General features: G+C 38.2%; 23 protein-coding genes and 1 riboswitch. Of the genes, 20 read left to right on the top strand and 3 right to left on the bottom strand.

Features of this window, described 5'->3' with window-relative positions; all coding sequences use genetic code 11:
* Positions 1–6: 6 nt before the first annotated feature.
* The 13 genes from MKX67_RS01720 to MKX67_RS01780 all read left to right on the top strand — a co-directional run bounded on the left by MKX67_RS01720 (position 7) and on the right by MKX67_RS01780 (position 13,401).
* Positions 7–486 carry a flavin reductase family protein gene (locus MKX67_RS01720; RefSeq protein ID WP_095370951.1) on the top strand — a complete coding sequence of 160 codons (480 nt, stop codon included), beginning with the start codon at positions 7–9 and terminating at the stop codon, positions 484–486.
* 20 nt (positions 487–506) lie between these two features.
* Positions 507–1,295, top strand: coding sequence for an FAD synthetase family protein (locus MKX67_RS01725; protein ID WP_322910277.1), 789 nt, complete (start codon positions 507–509; stop codon positions 1,293–1,295).
* A gap of 34 nt (positions 1,296–1,329) precedes the next feature.
* The gene (gene hpaD / locus MKX67_RS01730; protein ID WP_322910278.1) at positions 1,330–2,286 is read left to right on the top strand and encodes a 3,4-dihydroxyphenylacetate 2,3-dioxygenase; all 957 of its coding nucleotides are present in this window, start codon (positions 1,330–1,332) and stop codon (positions 2,284–2,286) included.
* A gap of 20 nt (positions 2,287–2,306) precedes the next feature.
* A complete protein-coding gene (locus tag MKX67_RS01735; RefSeq protein ID WP_095370948.1) occupies positions 2,307–3,164 on the top strand; it encodes an alpha/beta hydrolase in 858 nt (285 codons plus the stop codon).
* Between the two features lie 63 nt (positions 3,165–3,227).
* The gene (locus MKX67_RS01740) at positions 3,228–4,019 is read left to right on the top strand and encodes a 2-keto-4-pentenoate hydratase (RefSeq protein WP_233435320.1); all 792 of its coding nucleotides are present in this window, start codon (positions 3,228–3,230) and stop codon (positions 4,017–4,019) included.
* A 65-nt stretch (positions 4,020–4,084) separates the two neighbouring features.
* Positions 4,085–5,374, top strand: coding sequence for an MFS transporter (locus MKX67_RS01745; RefSeq protein WP_095370946.1), 1,290 nt, complete (start codon positions 4,085–4,087; stop codon positions 5,372–5,374).
* A gap of 142 nt (positions 5,375–5,516) precedes the next feature.
* Positions 5,517–6,266, top strand: a complete 750-nt coding sequence (locus tag MKX67_RS01750; RefSeq protein WP_322910280.1) for an IclR family transcriptional regulator — start codon at positions 5,517–5,519, stop codon at positions 6,264–6,266.
* 26 nt (positions 6,267–6,292) lie between these two features.
* Positions 6,293–7,168: an acetaldehyde dehydrogenase (acetylating) gene (locus tag MKX67_RS01755; RefSeq protein ID WP_322910281.1), complete on the top strand. Its 876-nt coding sequence runs from the start codon at positions 6,293–6,295 to the stop codon at positions 7,166–7,168.
* 16 nt (positions 7,169–7,184) lie between these two features.
* The gene (gene dmpG, locus MKX67_RS01760; protein ID WP_307315616.1) at positions 7,185–8,204 is read left to right on the top strand and encodes a 4-hydroxy-2-oxovalerate aldolase; all 1,020 of its coding nucleotides are present in this window, start codon (positions 7,185–7,187) and stop codon (positions 8,202–8,204) included.
* Between the two features lie 143 nt (positions 8,205–8,347).
* On the top strand, positions 8,348–10,228 hold the full coding sequence (locus MKX67_RS01765) for a helix-turn-helix domain-containing protein (protein WP_322910282.1): 1,881 nt from the start codon (positions 8,348–8,350) through the stop codon (positions 10,226–10,228).
* 292 nt (positions 10,229–10,520) lie between these two features.
* Positions 10,521–11,933, top strand: coding sequence for a catalase (locus tag MKX67_RS01770; RefSeq protein ID WP_322910283.1), 1,413 nt, complete (start codon positions 10,521–10,523; stop codon positions 11,931–11,933).
* Between the two features lie 75 nt (positions 11,934–12,008).
* The gene (locus tag MKX67_RS01775; RefSeq protein WP_095370940.1) at positions 12,009–12,278 is read left to right on the top strand and encodes a hypothetical protein; all 270 of its coding nucleotides are present in this window, start codon (positions 12,009–12,011) and stop codon (positions 12,276–12,278) included.
* Between the two features lie 154 nt (positions 12,279–12,432).
* Positions 12,433–13,401 (top strand): LLM class flavin-dependent oxidoreductase, encoded by a 969-nt coding sequence (locus tag MKX67_RS01780; protein WP_322910284.1) that lies wholly within the window; start codon positions 12,433–12,435, stop codon positions 13,399–13,401.
* Positions 13,402–13,521: 120 nt separating this feature from the next.
* Here the strand turns inward: MKX67_RS01780 and MKX67_RS01785 are convergent, their stop codons facing one another.
* Both MKX67_RS01785 and MKX67_RS01790 read right to left on the bottom strand, forming a co-directional pair.
* Positions 13,522–13,830, bottom strand: coding sequence for a hypothetical protein (locus MKX67_RS01785; protein ID WP_322910285.1), 309 nt, complete (start codon positions 13,828–13,830; stop codon positions 13,522–13,524).
* A 135-nt stretch (positions 13,831–13,965) separates the two neighbouring features.
* Positions 13,966–14,865, bottom strand: a complete 900-nt coding sequence (locus MKX67_RS01790) for a 3-hydroxyacyl-CoA dehydrogenase (RefSeq protein ID WP_095370937.1) — start codon at positions 14,863–14,865, stop codon at positions 13,966–13,968.
* 226 nt (positions 14,866–15,091) lie between these two features.
* A riboswitch (cyclic di-AMP (ydaO/yuaA leader) is annotated at positions 15,092–15,243 on the top strand.
* 422 nt (positions 15,244–15,665) lie between these two features.
* Between MKX67_RS01790 and MKX67_RS01795 the strand changes: the two genes are divergently transcribed.
* Together MKX67_RS01795 and MKX67_RS01800 are read left to right on the top strand one after the other, a co-directional pair.
* Positions 15,666–15,896 carry a hypothetical protein gene (locus tag MKX67_RS01795; protein WP_322910286.1) on the top strand — a complete coding sequence of 77 codons (231 nt, stop codon included), beginning with the start codon at positions 15,666–15,668 and terminating at the stop codon, positions 15,894–15,896.
* A gap of 89 nt (positions 15,897–15,985) precedes the next feature.
* Entirely contained in the window at positions 15,986–17,308 is a 1,323-nt protein-coding gene (locus tag MKX67_RS01800; RefSeq protein ID WP_322910287.1) for a TrkH family potassium uptake protein, read from the top strand.
* An 11-nt stretch (positions 17,309–17,319) separates the two neighbouring features.
* Here the strand turns inward: MKX67_RS01800 and MKX67_RS01805 are convergent, their stop codons facing one another.
* Positions 17,320–18,033, bottom strand: coding sequence for a MerR family transcriptional regulator (locus MKX67_RS01805; protein ID WP_322910288.1), 714 nt, complete (start codon positions 18,031–18,033; stop codon positions 17,320–17,322).
* Between the two features lie 80 nt (positions 18,034–18,113).
* Between MKX67_RS01805 and MKX67_RS01810 the strand changes: the two genes are divergently transcribed.
* The 5 genes from MKX67_RS01810 to MKX67_RS01830 all read left to right on the top strand — a co-directional run bounded on the left by MKX67_RS01810 (position 18,114) and on the right by MKX67_RS01830 (position 21,127).
* Positions 18,114–18,809 carry a type II CAAX endopeptidase family protein gene (locus MKX67_RS01810; protein WP_322910289.1) on the top strand — a complete coding sequence of 232 codons (696 nt, stop codon included), beginning with the start codon at positions 18,114–18,116 and terminating at the stop codon, positions 18,807–18,809.
* 70 nt (positions 18,810–18,879) lie between these two features.
* A complete protein-coding gene (locus tag MKX67_RS01815; protein ID WP_322910290.1) occupies positions 18,880–19,452 on the top strand; it encodes a hypothetical protein in 573 nt (190 codons plus the stop codon).
* 18 nt (positions 19,453–19,470) lie between these two features.
* Positions 19,471–19,941: a nucleoside deaminase gene (locus MKX67_RS01820; protein WP_251162997.1), complete on the top strand. Its 471-nt coding sequence runs from the start codon at positions 19,471–19,473 to the stop codon at positions 19,939–19,941.
* A 77-nt stretch (positions 19,942–20,018) separates the two neighbouring features.
* On the top strand, positions 20,019–20,705 hold the full coding sequence (locus tag MKX67_RS01825; protein WP_307315597.1) for a thioredoxin domain-containing protein: 687 nt from the start codon (positions 20,019–20,021) through the stop codon (positions 20,703–20,705).
* A gap of 2 nt (positions 20,706–20,707) precedes the next feature.
* Positions 20,708–21,127: a disulfide oxidoreductase gene (locus tag MKX67_RS01830; RefSeq protein ID WP_095370930.1), complete on the top strand. Its 420-nt coding sequence runs from the start codon at positions 20,708–20,710 to the stop codon at positions 21,125–21,127.
* Positions 21,128–21,202 lie beyond the last annotated feature (75 nt).

Genomic DNA, 21,202 nt, shown 5'->3' on the forward strand with positions numbered 1-21,202 from the left:
GTAAAGATGGATGATCGTTTATTTAGAAATGCAATGAGTAAATTTGCCACCGGTGTAACGGTGATTGCAACCGAAACAAATGGGAATGTTCATGGGATGACGGCTAATGCCTTTATGTCGGTATCACTTGATCCTAAATTAGTCGTTATCTCTATTGGGGAGAGAGCGAATATCCTTTCGAAAATTAAAGATAGTGGGATATTCACCGTCAATATTTTGGCTGATGATCAAAAAGAGCTGTCTATGAATTTTGCTGGACAGTTAAAGGAAACAAAGGAAGTGTCATTCGCTAGATTAAATGACATGCCGGTCATTGACGGGGCAGTGGCACAAATGGCATGTGAAGTATCGGCCACACATGTAGAAGGTGACCATACGTTATTTATTGGTCGCGTGAAGGATGTGTATTTAGAAGAAAAAGATCCGTTATTATTCTTTAACGGCAAATACCGTTCAATGATAGCAGTAGAAGAGCCAATTTCTTAACAATAAAGGAGGGAAGTCAGATGAAAACCATCGTCTTAAATGAGGAAGAGCTCCATGGCGTATTAGGTAAAAACATAGAATCATGTGTGATGGCGCTCGGATTTTTCGATGGCCTTCACCTTGGTCATCAAGAAGTCATTCGCCAAGCAAAGGTGGAAGCAAATAAACGCAACCTGCCACTAGCAATCATGAGTTTCTTTCCTCATCCGAAAACGGTGTTAATGAAGCGATCTGACTTTCCTTATTTGATGCCATTAGAGGAAAAGAAAAAGAGAATGAGTTCTCTTGGTGTCGATCTTTTCTATATCGTTCCATTTAATCATGCATTTGCTAGCCTTTCCCCAGAAGCATTTGTTGAGCAATATTTACTCACTCTCGGCGTTAAACATGCAGTTGCTGGTTTCGACTTTCATTATGGTAACAAGGGAGTCGGACATATGGCCAGATTAGCAACTGATTCAGGCTATCAAATAACGACAACATCTGTTTCAAAATTGAGCAGAAATGGGTTGAAAATTAGTTCCTCTTATATCCGCAGCTGTTTACAGCAGGGGGAAGTAGATTTAGCAAATGCGCTTCTTGGTAGGCCGTATCAAGTGAAGTTGCAAAGGAACGGTAGCACGTACTGGGTTAAACCTTTTTATACTCTACCTGCACTTGGTGAATATGAAGTGAATTGCCAAGGGGATATGCATACAGTCAAAGTCCTTAGCAAAGAAGAAGTAGAATGGCAATCGAACAAGACCTTACCAAAAGAATTAAGCATTCATTGGTTGAAAAAAACAGATGCAAAAGAACAAATTAGTTAAATCAATATATTGATAAATAGGAGAGTGAAGAGTAATGATTCTTCGTTTAGGGCAAATCGAGCTGTTTGTAACAGATTTAAATAAGTCTAAAGACTTTTATGTAGATGTACTAGGGTTTATTGAAGTGGAAAGAACAGAGTCAAGTCTATATTTGCGTGCTATTGATGAATTTGATCGATATTCTTTAATTTTAACGCAAAAGCCAAAAGCAGCTCTTGGTAGTTTTAGTCTACGTGTATCTAGTCCTGAGTATTTAAGAGAGTTAGAGAAGCAACATCAAGAAATGGGAGTTGCCACTCAATATGTCGAGAATAGTATCCACCCAGGAAAAGGGCCGGTACTTAAAGTAGCTGAGCCAAATGGTCATCCGGTTGAATTCTATCATGCAATGGAAGAGATTAATGTAGGGAACAAAAGTGGCGGAGTAGATGCCTTGCCAATGAGGTACTCCCATTTACATCGTGGTATACCGCCAGTAGCAATCGATCATATGAACCTGCGTGTAACAAATGTAGATAAAGCATTAGAATACTGGCAAGCAATTGGCTTTAGCATTTCAGAATATGTTCAAGGAGATGAGGGGAAATTTGCTGCATGGACAAGAGCGAAAACATCTACACATGACGTAGCCCTTGTCCAACATAAAGAAACATCTCTGCATCATATTGCTTATATTGTAGACGGTATTTCTTCCGTTGTGAAAACGGCTGACTTACTTGCAGACGCAGGCTACCGCGCAAATATCGATTATGGACCAGGTCGTCATGGGGTAACAAATGCCTTCTTCTTATATGTAAGAGACCCAGACGGTCATCGTATTGAGATTTATTCTGGTGATTATAAACGTGATACTGATTTACCACCAATTGGCTGGACCAAGGAAGAATATGATACAAAGGGTCGTTTATGGTGGGGACCATCAGTGCCGGATTCTTTCTTTGAAACAACACCAGTGAATGATGAGTGGATGAAAGAGAAAGTGACAAAATAAAGAGAATAGGAGAGGATTATATGTCTATTTGGAACGATTTAGCAGATATCGAATTTAAACTTCATTTTGTCGATGCAGATGGGGTGAAAACGAGAGTACTAGAATCGGGAACAGGAGAGCCTCTTTTACTTTTACATGGTACAGGGGGGCACATCGAGGCTTACGCAAGAAATATCAAAGGATTGGCTGAGCATTTCCGCGTGATATGTATCGATATGTTAGGTCATGGATATACAGAAAAGCCAGACTATCCGTACGGCATTGATAGTTACAGTGACCATTTATTAGCTGTAATCAAAGCGCTTGATTTAGAGAAAGTATATTTATCTGGCGAGTCTCTTGGTGGATGGGTGGCTGCCTGGTTTGCTGCTCACCATCCGTCCTATGTGGAATCCATGGTGCTCAATACTCCTGGTAATGTGAATAACAAACCTGAAGTTATGGCAGGGCTAAAAGCGTCAACATTAAAAGCTGTACTTGAAGCAAACTATGAAAATGTGAAAACGAGATTAGAATGGTTAATGTATGATAAATCACAAGTAACAGATGAGTTAATTGAATCTCGGTACAATATTTATACTCAACCTGCTTATCAGGAAGCTGTCCATCATATTGTCCATTTGCAAAACATCGAAGCAAGAAAACAATTTAGTTGGGACCCATCATGGTGTGGCAAAATCAATGTACCAACATTACTTGCTTGGACTGACCATGATCCAACTTCAACAGTAGAAGAAGCAGAACCGATCAAAGAGATGATTCCAGGGAGTGAACTGACAGTAATCAATGAGGCTGGCCACTGGCCACAATGGGAAAAACCGGAAGAATTCAATCAGGTGACTATTGATTTTTTAAAAAAACAAGTGGTATCTAAATAAATATTTATACACCCGTCTCTTAACAAAGTGGCGGGGTCTTTCCATATAGAAGGAGGTTCAATGATGACACTACAGTTAAATGATCAACTAAAAGAAGCTGCTCAAGCGCTTTTAGAAGCGGAGGAAACAAAGAAATCCCTCCAGCCATTAACAGATGAAATCGAGCAACTATCAGTTGATGAGGCGTATCAGATTCAGATGGAAAATATTGATGTGAAGTTGGCTCAAGGAGAAAAGATAGTTGGGAAGAAAATCGGTTTAACCTCTCTAGCTATGCAAAAGGCCTTAGGTGTTGATCAGCCAGACTATGGCCATTTATTAAGTAGCATGGATGTCACCATGCAAAAATCGGCCATTCCTATGGATAAATTATTTGAGCCGAAAATTGAGGGAGAAATTGCGTTTGTATTGAAGCATGATTTGCGGGGGCCCAACATAACAGAGGCCGATGTTGTAGCAGCCACTGATTATATTATCCCTGCTTTAGAAATTGTGGATAGTCGAATCGAAAATTGGCGAATTAAACTGGAAGATACTATTGCTGACAATGCCTCAAGTGCCCAATTTGTTTTAGGTGAAGAACGATATGCTGTTGATAGTGTGAAGCTAAAAGAAATGGAAATGAAGTTATACAAAAATAACAAATTGATTAATAAAGGCTATGGTGCGGATGTATTAGGTAATCCGATAACTTGTGTTGCTTGGTTAGCTAATAAGCTGTCTGACTATGGTGTTCACTTGAAGGCAGGAGAAGTCATTTTATCAGGTGCATTATCTGCAGCGATTCCTGTGGAGAGAGGCGATTCATTTAAAGCAGAATTTAGTGGACTTGTGAGTGTAGAAGTGAGTTTTTAAAAACATAGCGGAGCGTAGTCCTTCGCTTACTTTATCTTAAAAATCTTGAGAGTGAGGTCATCTAAATGGCGAAAAATCCTCGTACGAAAGAAGGTAAAATCTCGCGTCAGGCTATTCTAATTATTATTTTATTATTTTTACTGACAGTGATTAGTAATGCAGATAAAGCGATTATTGGATTTGCATCTGTTCCTCTGATGGAAGAATTAGGGTTGAATGCTGAACAGTGGGGGATCATTGGAAGTGCCTTTTTCTTTTTATATTCTATTTTTGCTATTATCGGGGGAACGTTAGCTGACAGATTCGGTGCAAAAATTGTTATTGCTGGTATGGCAATTGTTTGGGCGACAGTGCAGTTTTCTACCCTATTTGTATCAAGCTTTACCTTTTTATTGATAACACGCATTATACTAGGCGCAGGGGAGGGACCATCTTATTCACTCGCTATGACTGCTGCAACAAAATATCTACCAAAAGAGAAGCTTGGGATAGGTTTAACACTTGTTTCTGTAGGTGGTCCTTTAGGGGTAGCTATGTCGGCACCTATACTTATTTCATTAATCACTCAATTTGGTTGGCGTTCGGCATTTCTAGCAACTTGTATTGTCGGTTTGATTTGGGTTGTATTTTGGCTAATGATTGCAGAAAATGATCGCAAAGAAGCAATAGCAAAATACAAGGCTAATCGCCAACAAGGCCAACAAACAGCAGTAAGTAAATTTGGACCAGTGCTAAGGTCAAAAAACTTTATTCTTATTGCCATTTGTGGTTTTGCAACGTATTGGTCTTTTACCATTGGTTTAAATTGGCTTCCTAATTACTTGGAAAATGTCCGTCAATTGAGTGCAGAAACCTTATCTATAGTAGCAGCACTCCCATGGATAATGATTACCATTTCTCAAATCACCTTCTCTACTGTCTCAGATCGATTATTTAAGAAAACGAAAAGTATCGTGAAGGGTCGAGTGTTTGTACTGGGTCCGGTGATGCTAGCGGGAGCAGTTAGTTACTTTATAGGAACATTACTAAATGCGAATATGTTGGTGATTGCCTTTCTTTCTTTAGGGCTTACTTTCGGTTGTATCACACTTGTGCTTGGTCCGACTATTCTTTCGAGTATGGTCTCAAAAGAGCATATAGGTAAAGTGCAAGGGTGGTTTATGGCGTTTACCTCTTTAGGAGGAATCGTTGGTCCTTATATTACTGGTCTTCTTATTGAAAGATCTGCAACACAAGCAGCGGGCTTTCATATGGCATTTCAATTATGCGGTATAATCCTCCTTATTTGCGGTGGACTTGTCTGGTTATTTGTCCGGCCAAATAAAGATGAGAATATTCAATCAAACGTAGCATAAAGAAAATGAATGCGGTTACAATTAGTTTTTGAAAAAAATAAAAAATCAGAATAATTATATTGACAAACAAAAGGAAAACATCCTACAATTTTAATATGATATTAATGAATACCATTCGATATTATCGAACGTTGGAGGATGTATGACGATACAATCAGTTTTGCGTGCAACAGACATTTTAGAATTATTCCTTAATGGTCAAAAAGAGTTAAGTGTAAAAGAAATAGCGGAAGCCATGGAACTCTCTAAAAGCACGGTACATGGTTTAATAAAAACTTTGGCCTCGAAAGGTTATCTTTATCAAAATGAGGAAAGTGGTAAGTATCGTTTAGGTATGAAGCTTTTTCAACTAGGTCATATTGTTGAGAACCAACTCGATTACGCTGAAGTTTCGAGGCCAATCATCAATAAGCTTGTTACTACTCTAAAAGAAACGGTGCATTTAGTATCTTTTGAGCAAGGTGAAGCGATTTACATTGAAAAGAAGGAAGGTACTCATTCTTTACGAATCTATTCGCAGATTGGTAGGAGGGCACCCTTTCACTGTACGGGAGTAGGGAAAGCGATATTGGCTTTTTTACCAAAAAAAGAACAAGAAGAAATCATCGAAACCCTTACTTTAGAGTCGTTCACTGAGAATACCATTGTTACTAAGCAAGCATTAGTAAAGGAATTAGCTGTAGTGAAAGAGCAGGGATTCGCTGTTGATAACGAGGAGATTGAAATCGGTCTTATATGTACAGCAAGCCCGATCTTTAATTATCAAGGAAGGGTAGTTGGTTCCATTAGTTGTGCGGTACCAACAGTACGATTAAATGAGGGACATCAACAAGAGGTTATTACTGGAATTAAAACTGCTGCCAATGAAATTTCAACTACACTTGGATATTAGAAGGAAATTAAGGAGGGAACTGAGGTTTGAGTAAAGTAAAAGTAGCGATTTTAGGATCAGGTAATATTGGAACAGATTTGATGATTAAATTAGGTCGATCAGACATTTTAGAACTTACAACGGTGATAGGTATTGATGCAAATTCTGATGGCTTAAGACGTGCGAAGGAATTAGGGTATGTCGCCATTGATACTGGGATTGATGGGTTTTTAGAACAGCCGGAACTTGCAGATATTGTTTTTGATGCGACATCAGCAAAAGCGCATATTCGTCATGCAAAAGCTTTAAAAGCAGCAGGTAAGAAGGTCATTGATATGACACCAGCAGCTGTAGGTAAGTTGATTGTTCCCCCGGTTAATTCAAAGGAACATTTAGATGCTGCGAATATCAATTTAATTACATGTGGCGGTCAGGCAACTATACCAATGGTACATGCGGTGAACCGAGTGAGTCCAGTTGCCTATGCTGAAATCGTTGCGACAATCTCAAGTAAAAGTGCCGGACCTGGTACGAGGGCTAATATCGACGAATTTACTGAAACAACTTCAAGGGCGATTCAAGAAGTGGGTGGAGCGAAAAAAGGGAAAGCTATTATTATATTAAACCCAGCAGAACCGCCAATACTCATGAGAGACACCGTCTACACGTTAGTGGAAGAGGGGACGATGAAGGAAGAAGAGATTAAGGCATCAATTGCTGATATGGAAAAAACTGTGCAGAGCTATGTGCCAGGCTACCGATTACGGACGGAGCCAATTATTGACGGTAATCAAGTAACTATCTTTATAGAAGTGGAAGGAGCCGGCGATTATTTACCTAAATATTCAGGAAATCTAGATATTATGACAGCGGCTGGCGTAAAGGTAGCTGAAGAGTTTGCAAAGAATTTAATTACACAGTAAAAGGAGAGAGATTCATATGACCGAACGTCAAAAGGTATTATTAACGGAAGTGGCATTGCGAGATGGGAGTCATGCGCTTTCACATCAATATACTGTTCAGCAAGTAGAGAAGATTGCCAAAGGCTTGAATGAGGCTAAGGTGCCTTATATTGAAGTAGCTCATGGAGACGGCCTAGCGGGATCTTCTTTGCAATATGGCAGGTCAAAAACAAATGAGTTTGAATTAATAGAAGCAGCTGTTGCTGTAACTGACTTTTCAAAGGTTGCTGTGTTGTTAATTCCTGGTATAGGGACAGTTAAAGAATTGAAACAAGCCCAGCAACTAGGGGCGAAGATGGCGCGTATCGCTACACATGTGACAGAAGCAGATGTGTCTGCCCAACATATTTACGCTGCCAAAGAGCTTGGAATGGAAACGGTTGGATTCTTAATGATGTCTCATATGGCAGAACCGGAGAAAATCGTGGAACAAGCAAAACTAATGGAAAGTTACGGTGCCGATATTGTTTATGTCGTTGATTCAGCTGGAGCTTTATTACCAAATCAAGTAACAACAAGAATCAAAGCAATGAAAGAAACCATTGGTGTGGAAATTGGTTTCCATGCTCATAATAATCTTTCATTAGCAATGGCAAATACGTTAGCTGCCATTGAAGCAGGCGCAACAAGAATCGATGGAAGTGTACGATGTCTCGGAGCAGGTGCGGGTAATACGCAAACAGAAGTGTTAGTAGGTGTATTAGATCGGATGGGCATTGAAACAGGTGTGGACTTTTATAAAATGATGGATCTAGCAGAAGATGTTGTGGCACCGATCTTACCTGTTCCTCAAGAAATTACTAAAAATAGTTTAGTTCTTGGATATGCAGGCGTTTATTCTAGTTTTGCTTTACATGCCCAGCGTGCAGCAGAAAAGTTCAATTTAGATGCACGAGATATTTTAATTGAACTAGGTAACCGAAAAGTTGTCGGCGGGCAAGAAGATATGATTGTTGATGTGGCGGCAGAATTAGCAAAAGTAAAAACATTCGTCTAAAGTTCAAAGCAGCGAACCTTCGTTTCAAAACTCGCGAATGTTTCAATTTTCTAATAAAATAGACTGGAAGGGGCGAAATTTCCCCTTTTTTTATAAAAATAGAAATGTTTGCGCTTTCAATCTTGCGCTTTAGGAGGTTATCTATGCATATTGTTGTTGATGAAGTTTCAATCAATCCTATTACAAAAGGACATGAAAGAGTTGTTTCGACACCATCGGCATCACTAGGTATTTTGCGTCATCAACTCGTTAAGCATATAGGTTTTGAACGCCTAAAAAGTTTCTTATTTTCTTTTGGATGGGAGAATGGTGTGAAGGATGCTAAAAAGGCAATGAAAGAGCATACTTCGGTTCCTTATTTAATCAAGCACGGCCCCCTGTATCATAAGGAAAATGGACAAATTACAGGTGTGAAGCATATATGCCATTTAACAATGTGTGAAGACAATCAGCATGTGAAATCTCTCTATTCGGAGGGTATTTGGTATGGTTCTTATGAGGCTGAAGAGCATATACGACTACATGGTTATAGTGATACACCTCAATGTCATACATTAGTAGGTTATGCAAGCGGCTATATGACTACTATCACAGGTGTGTCGTTGCTAGTAAAAGAAACGTGTTGTGTGGCGAAGGGTGATGCTGAATGCAAATGGACAATCCAATCGCAAGAACAATGGGAGATGGAGGGTGAAGATGCTCATTCTCCATATGAAGAAATCCCCATCGTTAAAGAGTTAGCTTATACATATGAACAATTATTAGATCAACGTAATTTTGTAACAAAACTGGCTGAATTTCAAAGTAAATTAACTGAAGAGATTTCTGGGGGCAGTAGTTTAGAAGAAATTACTGAACTTGTCTACGATCATATGAAAATACCAATTGTGATAGAGTCTATTGATTTTTATCAAATGTCTAGTGCAGGCTTATCTCCAGATGAATGCGGTGAACTGACGGATGATATGAAGCAATATTTTTCATTTCCTATGAATGATAAGGAAGAAAAGCCCCCTACCTATCCATTGTTTTTTCAAAAGAGAATCGTCCATACTGAAAAGCAAACAAGGCTGATGGCTCCAATTTTAGTGCAAAAGAAAATTCAAGGGTACTGCTCATTTGTTTATGAACCAATGATAGATAACAGTCATGAATCTGACTATTTATTACTGGAACGATTTGCTAATGCTGCTTCCCTTATATTATTAAATGAAAAAACTCGATTTGAATCGTTAGAAAGAATGAAGGGTAGTTTCCTTGAACGTATATTAGAAGGAGAAACGTCTAAAGCAGAGATTATTAAAAGGGGTAAATATACGGGTATCGATTTAACACAGTCCTATTTCTTAGTCATGATCGATTTTAGTATTGGTACAGAATCCTTTGAGGAAGAATTTCAGTTGCAGGAAGATATATATGAATGGATGATTCAATACTTTAGTGAAAAAAAGAAAAGTGTATTAATCAATATGCGTGATCATCATCTAATCATTCTGATCCCTGATGCGGCACTTTCATATGAGCATCATGAAACATTCTTCCGCCCATTAATGAAGACCTTACGTGCGGACTTTCCTAATGGTGAATTTACAATTGGTCTTAGCAATCAAGGAAATGAGATTACAAGTGCCCATCAACACTATGAAGAAGCCCTTGTTTCTTTAAGACTATCTTCAAAGGAAAATATGATGTCCTTTAAACAATTAGGAATCGTTGGTGTTCTGATTAATTCTAAAAATACAGCTGGGGTAAAAACAATTGCCAAGCAGGAATTAGGCTCACTATATGATTTATCGGATAGCAAGATGGTGGACTTATTGCAAACCTTATATGTGTTTTTACTAAACGGAGGAAAATTGGAACAAACGACAGCAGATCTGAATTTATCTATGAGCGGTCTTCGCCATCGCATTCGAAAGATTGAACATACATTAGATAAGGATTTGCGTAATCCTCAAGAAACACATCAACTATTCTTGATTATGCAATCTTTAATTGCTTTAGGAGAATTGAAAATGAACTAAGTAGATGATTATATTACCCCACCAGAGTTGGTTCTGGTGGTTGTTTAATGTAATTGAACGTCTGGTATTTCCATTAAACGGATAATATTAAGGGTCAAACTTTTAATAAGTCATATTGAAGGCACTCCCTCCACTTTTTAATAAAGTACTCCTATCTATTTAATGTTCGTTGTAATGATCAGCTTGTATGCTTCGATAGAATTCTAAGAAAGTTGTTATAGAAAGTAACATAAAACGAAGTTGTCCTTCATATTAAATTAACAGGAAGACATAGAAGAATATGGAGGGAATTATGGACGAAAACAACGAAAAACACGAGCGACAAGCAAAGATTCATTTCAATAGTCGAGGAAGTCAAGCGCAAGAAAAAGTGGAAGAGAGGGATATAAATAAATGGAAAGGGGACGAACCTGCAAAGCTTCATTCACAAACTGTTGGCAAAAGAGGACCTATTTTAAAACAGGATAGTGTAGAACATGAAACACTGCAAGAATTTATCCATGAGAAAATCATTGAACGACCTGTTCATGTCAAAGGATTCGGTGCTTTTGGCTATTTTCAAACGGTGCATTCAATGAAAGAACATACACAGCTTAGTTTCCTACAGCGTCCTGGTCAACAAGTACCTGTAATGGTGCGGTTTTCATTAGCAGTGAGTACGAAAGGAACGCCTGATACATCAAGGAATGTAAGAGGGTTTGCAACTAAGTTTTATACAGAAGAGGGGATATTTGATTTAATTTGTAATCATATTCCTGTTTTCTCTGTGCGTGATACGATTCGTTTCCCTGAGGCGATTAAAGCGTTTTTACCATCTCCAGTCAATAATTTAATTGATCCCAATCGCTTCTGGAGCTTTGTAGCACGAGCACCAGAGTCGTTAAATTTTGTTGTCCATCTATATTCAGATGCTGGAACAGTGAAAAGTTTGCGTCATATCCCAGGACATAGTGTGAATACATATGTCTGGCGTAATGCGAAGGGAGAAAGGAAATATGTGAAATATCATTGGTATCCGTTTGCAGGTATTGAATATATTACGAGGCAGGAAGCGGGCAAACTAGCCGGTGAGAATCCAGATTATGCTGGGAAAGATCTTTTTGATACCATTGCATCTGGCAAAACAGTAGAGTACGGATTATACGTTCAATTAATGGATCCCATGGATGAGGAAAAGTTATCGTATGATCCGCTTGATGATACGAAAGTGTGGGATGAAAGGCAGTATCCATTGGTACCAGTTGGTCGAATGGTTTTAAATAGAAACCCCCAAAATTATATGGAAGAAGTAGAGAAGGTCTCTTTTTCACCTGTTAACCTGTTAGAGGGAGCGGAGTTATCCGATGATAAGATGCTTCAAGGTAGAGCGAATATTTATAGCGATTCACAAAGAAGAAGAATCGGACCTGGGTTTAGGAAGTTGCCAGTAAATGGCCAAGCAGATTGGACACCTGCCAACCAGGTGACAAGTGGAGATGGCCGATTTGTTGAAGGGAAATTACAAAGAAGTGATTTAATAAAACAAAATGATTATGCGCAGGCTGGAGAATTTTATCACGCTTTAAGTCCACAAGAGAAAGAACATTTAGTCAATAATATTGCTGCAGATTTAAAAGGGATTGATCAAGATATAAAAGAAGTGGTATTGTCATATTTTCACCGAGCTTCTTCAGAACTTGGGGAAGCGATTGCCAAGCATGTCTAAAATTCTCAGCATAACCTCCGTTTAAAATAATCTGTTACGAGGTAATTAATACGTAAGAGATGGAGGCGATATAAAATGGCAGAATTAACAGCTGTGAAAGTCGTATTACAGGATGAGATGGAAGAATATTTTACAGACGATAATGATCAGAAGGAAGCAGCAGACGCTTTATTAAGAGTCGATACCGTTTTGTTTTACGGGAAAAATATGGAGCTTCTAAATGATTATGAGCCAGCGAAAGAATGGGACCACTTTTATGATTTTGAATTCAATTCAGCTGATGATATTAAGAAAGAAATTGCTGAGAGGTTAGAAATCAGTCCTGATATAGTGGAAGTCGAATAAACCAGCTATCAGCTGGTTTTTTTTATGGATTGGAAAAGATTAGATAGATGCATGCCTATTTGGAGTCGATTATTCAAGCAACTCCGTTTGAAGTTGGTCAACAGACTGGTATACTTTTCTTTATTAAAACGATCGTTTAGAAAGGGTATGAAGCATGCATTTAGGAATTCTTGATCAAATGCCGAGACCACGTCACTTGTCAGTTGAGGAAACGGTAGAAGAAACAATCCATAAAGTACAGATGGCAGAAGAATGGGGATATGAGCGTTATTGGTTTGCTGAGCACCACGGGACAAAAGGGATGACTTCTAGTGCACCTGAAATCCTAATGGCAACAGCAGCGGCAAAAACAAAGACCATTCATGTAGGCAGTGGCGGGATTTTATTGTCTCAGTATAGTCCGTATAAAGTGGCTACACAAATGCTACAACTTCAATCAATTTTTCCAGGTAGGATTGAGGCAGGTGTAGGACGTTCACCAGGGGGACCGGAACGAATTCGTAAAGCCTTAGCTAATGGTGTGAAGAATGAAACGGGCATTTATCCTGAAAAAATAAAACAAATGCTGCATTATTTCGCAGGGGATCAGTCGGTGCAAGCGACACCTAGGCCGAGGGTATCGCCGCAGCTTTATAGTCTGGGTCTTGGGGAGAATAGTGCCCAGCTAGCAGCAGAGCTTGGAATTGGTTATGTCTTTGGTCACTTTATTCAATCTGGAAGAGGCGTGCAGGCCCACAAACAATATCGGGAGTATTTTCAGCCGGGCTTTTTAGTAAATCCGAAGGCGATTACTGCTGTATTTGTCATTTGTGGTGCGACAGATGAAGACGCAGAGGAAATGGCCATTACACAAGATATATGGTTATTAAGGACGGAAAAAGGAATTGATAGTCGGATTCCGACACTTGAGGAAGCAAAAGCAATGCGGTTAACAACAGAAGATAAAAAAAGAATCGCATTGAATAGAAAAAGAATGATTATCGGTGGGCCAGCAAAAGTAAAAGAAGAGCTCAGCAAATGGAGCGAACTTTATGAATGTGACCACTGGTTATTATTAAATAACACCTATCATTTTGCTGATCAACGCCAATCTTATGAACGCATTGCAGAAATGTTTTTCTGAAGATGTGGTTAACTCTCAAGTAGTACACGCATTAATAGAATTTAACTAACAAAAAATGTGTTGGCAAGTGTAAAGGTGGAGAAGAAGAGGAAGGTTTTTCCGCAAATCAGAAATACCAACTCAACTGGGATTAATTGTGACGAGTTGTGCCTGCAAATAGGAAATACGAATACAAGCGGGATGAAAAGCGAGAAGAAGTGTTGGTAAATGAGAAATGCGAACATAAGTGGGAAGAAGAGCGCCGAGAAGTGTTGGTAAATTGGAAATGCGAACCCAAGTGGGATGAAAAGTGCCGAGAAGTGTTGGCAAATGAGAAATGCGACCACAAGTGGGAAGAAGAGCGCCGAGAAGTGTTGGCAAAGCGGAAATGCGAACATAAGTGGGAAGAAAAGCGCCGAAAAGTGTTGGTAAAACGGAAAATAAGACCACAAGTTCCACCAAATATACCAAGTGGGCAAAACATTTACAATAGTAAGGGCATCCAGAAAGTCTCATTGCCGACTTTTTAGACGCCCTAAAATATACTAAGGTTCTAAGGATATCAATTTTTCAATTGCGCCCTCGTTACCTTTTCAGAAACTCAGGATCAGCAAAACTTGGATTCGGATAGTTATAGAAGCCTTCTCCTGTTTCTCGTCCGAGTTTACCTTTATCTATATACTCCGTTTTTAATAGGTGAGCTAATTTTTTAAAGGCTTCATTGCCGGTTGCATCGGCTTTTGCTTGTGAGATATTGTAAGCTGTGCGGATTCCAACGACATCAAGTATAGCGAACGGGCCTAGTGGAGCACCAGTGCCAATCATCCATGTTTTATCAATGGTTTCTGGGTCAGCTACTTCATTCACTAATAACATTTGTCCTGCCTCTAATAATGGAACGAGTAAGGAATTTAAGATATACCCTGGTTGTTCTTTATGCAATTGTAGAGGGACCATCCCTATTTCTCTTGCAAATTCAACGATTTGGTTAAAAACATTCATGTCTGTACCTGGGTGTTTCATTACTTCAGCCGTATTGTTTTTCCAAATTTCATTTGCAAAATGCAATGCTAGAAATTGTGACGGTCTCCCTGTGAAAGCTACAAATTGGCTAGGAAGTAATGTGGATGAATTCGTTGCAAAGATTGTTTCTTTCGGTGCGACTGCACTTAATTTTGTATAAAAGTCTTCTTTAATGCTAACCACTTCTGGAACAGCTTCAATCACTAAATCAGCTTGCTCGACAGCTTTAGATAAATCAGTATAAAAAGACATCCGTTCGAATGCCGCATCGACTTGTTCATCGGTTGCCTGTAAATCATTTTTATAGCTTTCCTTCAGCTTCAATATTCTACCTTTTGCTGTTGCTAGTGCTTCCTCAGAAATGTCATACACACTTACTTGAAATCCACTATACGCTGTTTGGTAAGCAATCTGACTGCCAAGTACCCCACTACCTGCAACTGTGATATGTTTGAATCCCATTGTAATCCCCTCTTTATAAAAAGTTATTTTCACATTTTCATTATGGCATAGTCTTACCTTCTATGACTTTCGACTTATAGAAGGATTGTTAAGTAAAACTGAAACATCTTTATTCGTTAACATGGCTCTTCATTTAATGTAGGTAAATGGATGGTTTGGTAAACATTTTTTATTTTATCTTTACAGATAACAAAAAGGGGAGTAATATAACTTCATCAATTAAATATCATCTCAATCGCTGAATCCTTAATTGGAGCGGAGGAACCACTTTTGTAGAGGTAATCTACTTGGGGTGAATCCTTTAAAGAATGTAAAAAGGAAGGGTTATTCTTGACCCTAATCCGACAGCTAACTTCGTAAGCGTTAAGAAAAGATGGTAACTTGTGATCAAATAACGTGACCACGGGGGATCCCTCTGTGGTCTTTTTGCTGTTCCTTTTTTCTCATTGAAGTACTCACAAGTCGATAGTAAGGATGGGATAGCCTATAAAGAAAACCTTTGCTTTGTCTGGTTTGGGGCATTTTGAGCAACGATGCTACAAGAACTAAAAGAGATGAATGTTGAAGTTTTAGCAGTAGATAAGGATGAAATGAAAGTAATTAAACATCGCGACCTCTCTACAAATGTTGCTGTTTACATTCACTAGATGAGCACACGTTAAGGTAAGAAGGGGTGAATCATGTTTTTATTTCGTTTGGAGAAGATGTGCAATGAAGGATTTTAACAGCCTTTCTTCTGAAGGGTATGGGGGTCAAAGCGCATAACAATTTTCATGAGAAAGTGTTAGAAAGGATAGGTGTTGACCGAGTCATTCATTAAGAGAGATATGACTATAAGAGTTGCAGGAAATATTGTCACACTTTCAATGGTTGATTTTTTTGAATTTGCTCATGATTACACCATCGCTGAAATGCTTGTAGGAAAGAAATTTTGGGGGCGTAAATTAAAAGATTTACGAATTGCTAAGCGGTTTAATTGTCATATTGTCGGTATTCAGGCGAGAACAGAACTTTACCGTTTCTCCAAGTGAAGAAGGACCAATTCAGATGAATGATATTTTAATAGTAGTGGGTAAAAAAAGAGTCATTATACGCTTTGAAAAAGAAGGAGCATAGAAAGATGAACAACGCAATCGTTCGGTTAAATCCATCTCAGTTGTTATTGTTAGTGTTCTTGTTTTTCATTATATTAGGGACGATTTTTTTAAAACTTCCATTTGCAACGACAACACAGGTTACTTGGACAGATGCATTATTTACAGCAACTTCATCCATGACGGTAACAGGGTTAGCTGTTGTAGATACTGGTACGGTCTATACACTATTTGGGCAATTAGTCATCCTTGCATTAATACAAATTGGTGGATTAGGGATCATGTCATTTGCAGTGTTAATTTTTATGCTCCTTGGTAAAAGGATAGGGTTTAGGGAGCGGTTATTAGTTCAACAGTCATTAAACCATACATCTATTGGTGGAATCATTAAATTAGTAAAAAGTTTATTCATTTATTCCTTCACGATTGAATTAATTGCTATGTGTTTTTTAGCCATTACTTGGGTCCCTGAATTTGGTTGGGGAAGGGGTATGTACCTCAGCTTCTTTCACTCCATTTCCGCTTTCAATAATGCTGGCTTATCGCTGTTTCCTGATAATTTAATGGGATATGTGGGGGACCCTATTATTAATATTGTTATTTCATCTTTGTTCATTCTTGGCGGTATTGGTTTCACTGTTTTAGCGGATATTTGGTATAAACGTAAATTTAAGAAACTGAGCTTACATTCAAAACTGATGATTGTCGGCACTGTAGTTATCAATGCTTTTGCGATGTTAGTTATATTCGTGATGGAGTTCCATAATCCACATACATTAGGCGCTATGTCTGAAATGAGTGATAAACTTTGGGCAGCTTACTTTCAAGCGACATCACCGAGGACGGCAGGGTTCAATACAATCGATATAGGTAATATGCATGAAGCAACCATTACTTTCATGCTACTTCTCATGTTTGTTGGTGCGGGTAGCGGCTCTACTGGTGGTGGAATTAAGTTAACAACTTTTTTAGTCATCGTATTATCAGTTATCAGTTTTTTAAAGCAAAAGCAGCAAATTACCATTGCTAATAGAGCAATTAAAGAAACCATCATATTTAGATCATTGGCCATTTCTATGATTAGTTTCTTATTTATCTTCTTAGCTGTGTTTATTCTCAATATTACAGAACCAGAGCCGTTTTTAAAATTATTATTTGAAACGGTCTCAGCTTTTGGGACTGTTGGGCTTTCTATGGGGATTACGGCTGATCTATCTAACATTGGTAAGATTATTATAGTATTTATTATGTTTCTCGGAAAAATTGGGCCTTTAACATTTGCCTTTTCTCTAGCCAAACCAAGACAAGAGAAGATAAGATATCCGAGTGAAGATATCATGACAGGTTAAATATAATTGAGTCAGCTTTTATTGTTCATATAGGTAAGGGCTGACTCGAGAAACTCGATAACTTCTTGCTTAATAGGATATAAGTTTAATGATTTTGATTGCTCTTTTGATCTTCGTGCTTCCCAAAATTGTTCAGAGAGTGCTTGATTACCGTTGAACATTTCCATTGAGTAAATTTCCACATCACTCGCAATTAATTGGGCAACGTCAGAAGAAGGCGCTTCTCCGTTTTTTAAACAAAGTTCTATGCGCTTAATAATATTCATCCATTTCTTAATTTGACCATCATCATTCTCTAATTTGGGAAGTGATGTCTCCCATTCCTTTGTTAGCGGTGTATGATCCTCACTCTCTTTTAACGTTAAGGGAAGAAGTTGTTCCCAACCAATCTCTCCTTCTAAATCTACACTGTTCCTTAAAGTTTGTGTATATTTTTGCGCTTGTACGATATCGTCAATTGACGCTTTCAATGTTTGAAGGTGGATATCTAGCACTGATGATACAGTCGTCTCGTCAATGAGCTTTTGTATATCTTCTAACGACATATTCGCTTTCTTTAATAGCAATACTTTTTGCAGACGAAGTAAGTCCAGTTGTGTATAGAAACGTTTGCCATAATCATCTTTATAAGTAGGGGTGACTAATTGAATTTCATCATAATATCGTAAAGTTCTAACAGAAATGGACCAATCTTTAGCAATTTTACCCGTCGAAAAATAATCCATCTTTTCTCTCCTTTGAACTTGAAGATGACGTAACGTAACCAGGTACTCTTAATATATCAAATAAATTGGGGGTAAATGGAGTGAATACCTTATTTTCAAAAGAATCACGCTGGTCAATACAAACGTTTTTACTTATTCTGATGTTTGTCTTCATCATAGTGCCGATATTCATTGAAAATTGGGCACAAGACCTATTGCAGCGGTTATTTCAAAATGATTTATATGCGGGGACTTTGACAGGGTTAATCATGGCAATTGCCTTTACAGTGGCTCTTTATTATATTACGATTAAATCATATGGATTGAATTGGCAGTCGCTTGGCTTGAAGTCGTTTGCTAAGAGCTATTGGCTACCGATTATCGGATGGACTTTTTTTCTAATTGTGGGCAGTGGATTGCTTGTTATTCTTATGGATTTATTTGGTGTTGGCGTAGAAAATAAGAAAACCGCTTCATTAACAGCAGAACTGAATGGTTTTACGATTCTCATTGCATTTATATCTGCGGCCATTGTGTCACCCATTTATGAAGAAATTTTGTATCGTGGCTTTATTTACAAATGGTTTAGGACTAAATGTAATATTGGACTGAGTATGCTCATTAGTTCTATGATTTTTACGGTGGTACATTTACCGACTTATAACACATTACCAGTTAATTTTTTCAGTGGACTTATCTTCGCTTGGACTTATGAGAAAACAGGCTCCATCTACCCTGCGATGGTTATCCATAGTGTTTTTAACGGACTGGCGATTCTATTAACTGCCTTTACTTAATTATCTTAATTTTTAGTTTTCACGAAACGTTTGAAGCGAATAATCGTAAACAATAGAGGGGGTGAATAGAATGAAATGGTTATTTGCTATTTTACTGCTTATGTTATTACTTTTTTATTATTATCGCTTATTTAATGTTTTCTTTAAGATTAAGAAAAATAGGGTATTCCCATTACCAGATGAAGTATTAGAAGACATACGTATTGAGCCGCAAAGGCCGATAGCAGAGCCAAAGGTAGCTAGTCAGAAGGGCAGTATCTTTACTTATATTTTTATCACATGTATGGTGTTTATCGCGATCATGTTTATTGTTTTTTCCGATCAGTTAGTTGTTACGAATTATCTGCTGTTACTTGTACCTCTTTTTCAAATGGAGTTTCTGTTTAACCAATTAGTTTTTCTTCAAAAAGGGATTGTTAAAGGGCTAAAGTATATCCCTTGGCATAAAATTGATTCTTATGAAGTTCAGTCTATTGATATTAATAACCGTCATTTTGGTTTTGATAAAAAAGTAAATGATGGTTTTGAGATGAAGCTTCATTCAGGTCGTTCGAGTCAGGTTAGTTTACTAGTTACTTCAACAGAGGCTTATGAACAGTTGCAAATCCTGTTAGAATCTCATGGTATTAAACAAAAAGCCTAAATAAATGGGAGGGACGAGATGAGTAATCATGAACAATTTTTAACAGAGGCAGTACATCTAGCAGTAGAAAACGTAGGAAATGCAGGAGGACCTTTCGGAGCAGTCATTGTAAAGGACGGGAAGGTGATTGCCAAAGGTGTGAATAGGGTAACAGATCTTCATGACCCAACGGCGCATGCGGAAGTAATGGCTATTAGGGAAGCATGTACGAAGTTACAATCTTTCACATTAACAGGCTGTACTCTTTATACAAGCTGTGAGCCTTGTCCCATGTGTTTAGGTGCGATTTACTGGGCGCGTTTGGAAAATGTGTATTACGCAGCCGATCGGAAAGATGCGGCAAAAGCGCTTTTTGATGATGATTTTATTTACCAAGAGATTGGCATAGACCCGAAAGATAGAGGTCTTCCTTTTGTACAATTGACACTAAATCAATCACAGCTCCCTTTTGATGCTTGGAGTAAGCAAGTCAATCGAACTTCATATTGACTTCACGGAAATTCCTTACTTTCTGCATAAGGATATATTATTCTTAAAAGTGATACATCTACATAAAGGAGAGCAGTATGGGCACAAATAAAAATCAATTCCAACCGATGAAGTTATTATTTTTTATTACGATTATTGTCGTTATCGCAGTTGTTATCATGGTGTTCATAAACAATCAAGGAAATGAAAAGGATGAGTATACATCTTTTGAAAATGCACCCCCTATTGAAGGACAGCCTGTTTTAGGCAAGGCGGAATCACCTGTACAAATCGTAGAATTTGGCGACTTTAAATGTCCAGCGTGTAAACAATGGGGTGAGACTATTTATCCGCAATTAGTGGAAGATTATGTAGACACGAATCAAGTGAATTTCTCTTATATCAATGTGCTCTTCCATGGCGATGAGTCTAAATTAGGTTCAGTTGCAGCCGAAGCTGTTCATCTATTGGAACCTGATGCATACTGGGCATTCCATAAAGGTTTGTTTGATAAGCAGCCAGAGAGTGGGCAACATGATTCTGTCTGGTTAACAACGGAAGTACTAGAGGAAGTCGTTGCAGAAACGACGTCAATTCCACTAGAAGATCTATTGGCAGAAATGAAAAAAAGCGCAACAATAGAGGCGGTTAATCATGACACTTCACTCGTAGGTGAATATGAAGTCCAGCTCACACCGACGATTATGATTAACGATAAAATGGTGACAGATCCATTTAATTATGATTCAATCAAACGTTTGATTGAAGAAGAGTTAGAGGGATAAGAATGAAGAAAAATCAAATCATGTTGTATTTTTCTTGGGTGGTTGCACTCATAGCAACATTAGGTAGTCTATACTTTAGTGAAATTAAGCAGTTTATTCCTTGTGAGCTCTGTTGGTATCAAAGAATATTCATGTATCCACTCGTTTTAATCTTGGGGATCGGTACGTTCTATCAAGATATTTCTGTGCGAAGATTTGCGCTACCAATGGCGTTTATTGGCTGGTGTATTTCTCTCTATCATTATCTTGTACAAAAAGTGCCTGGACTCGCTGAGGTCACCCCATGTTCAAGCGGTGTACCATGTAGTGGCCAATATATCAATTGGCTCGGTTTTATCACCATTCCTTTCTTGGCATTAACGGCTTTCACGCTTATTATCTTCTTTTGCCTGATGATAAAAAAAGACAATCAAGCATCATAAACATTCCTCGTACATATGATTGTACGGGGTTTTTGTTTTGTTCGTAATAGAGTAGAAATCGGTTGTGAATTTGTA

The sequence above is a fragment of the Cytobacillus sp. FSL W7-1323 genome (genome assembly GCF_038595015.1).
Classification (GTDB): Bacteria; Bacillota; Bacilli; order Bacillales; family Cytobacillaceae; genus Cytobacillus; species Cytobacillus kochii.

Bases quoted from the DNA above. Each gene is read 5' to 3' on its own strand.
- MKX67_RS01825 (WP_307315597.1), top strand. From the start codon at position 20,019: ATGGGCACAAATAAAAATCAATTCCAACCGATGAAGTTATTATTTTTT.
- MKX67_RS01765 (WP_322910282.1), top strand. From the start codon at position 8,348: ATGCATATTGTTGTTGATGAAGTTTCAATCAATCCTATTACAAAAGGA.
- MKX67_RS01790 (WP_095370937.1), bottom strand. From the start codon at position 14,865: ATGGGATTCAAACATATCACAGTTGCAGGTAGTGGGGTACTTGGCAGT.
- MKX67_RS01820 (WP_251162997.1), top strand. From the start codon at position 19,471: ATGAGTAATCATGAACAATTTTTAACAGAGGCAGTACATCTAGCAGTA.
- hpaD (WP_322910278.1), top strand. From the start codon at position 1,330: ATGATTCTTCGTTTAGGGCAAATCGAGCTGTTTGTAACAGATTTAAAT.
- MKX67_RS01750 (WP_322910280.1), top strand. From the start codon at position 5,517: ATGACGATACAATCAGTTTTGCGTGCAACAGACATTTTAGAATTATTC.
- MKX67_RS01735 (WP_095370948.1), top strand. From the start codon at position 2,307: ATGTCTATTTGGAACGATTTAGCAGATATCGAATTTAAACTTCATTTT.
- MKX67_RS01775 (WP_095370940.1), top strand. From the start codon at position 12,009: ATGGCAGAATTAACAGCTGTGAAAGTCGTATTACAGGATGAGATGGAA.
- MKX67_RS01745 (WP_095370946.1), top strand. From the start codon at position 4,085: ATGGCGAAAAATCCTCGTACGAAAGAAGGTAAAATCTCGCGTCAGGCT.
- MKX67_RS01740 (WP_233435320.1), top strand. From the start codon at position 3,228: ATGACACTACAGTTAAATGATCAACTAAAAGAAGCTGCTCAAGCGCTT.
- MKX67_RS01720 (WP_095370951.1), top strand. From the start codon at position 7: ATGGATGATCGTTTATTTAGAAATGCAATGAGTAAATTTGCCACCGGT.
- MKX67_RS01800 (WP_322910287.1), top strand. From the start codon at position 15,986: ATGAACAACGCAATCGTTCGGTTAAATCCATCTCAGTTGTTATTGTTA.
- MKX67_RS01725 (WP_322910277.1), top strand. From the start codon at position 507: ATGAAAACCATCGTCTTAAATGAGGAAGAGCTCCATGGCGTATTAGGT.
- MKX67_RS01815 (WP_322910290.1), top strand. From the start codon at position 18,880: ATGAAATGGTTATTTGCTATTTTACTGCTTATGTTATTACTTTTTTAT.
- dmpG (WP_307315616.1), top strand. From the start codon at position 7,185: ATGACCGAACGTCAAAAGGTATTATTAACGGAAGTGGCATTGCGAGAT.
- MKX67_RS01770 (WP_322910283.1), top strand. From the start codon at position 10,521: ATGGACGAAAACAACGAAAAACACGAGCGACAAGCAAAGATTCATTTC.
- MKX67_RS01780 (WP_322910284.1), top strand. From the start codon at position 12,433: ATGCATTTAGGAATTCTTGATCAAATGCCGAGACCACGTCACTTGTCA.
- MKX67_RS01805 (WP_322910288.1), bottom strand. From the start codon at position 18,033: ATGGATTATTTTTCGACGGGTAAAATTGCTAAAGATTGGTCCATTTCT.
- MKX67_RS01830 (WP_095370930.1), top strand. From the start codon at position 20,708: ATGAAGAAAAATCAAATCATGTTGTATTTTTCTTGGGTGGTTGCACTC.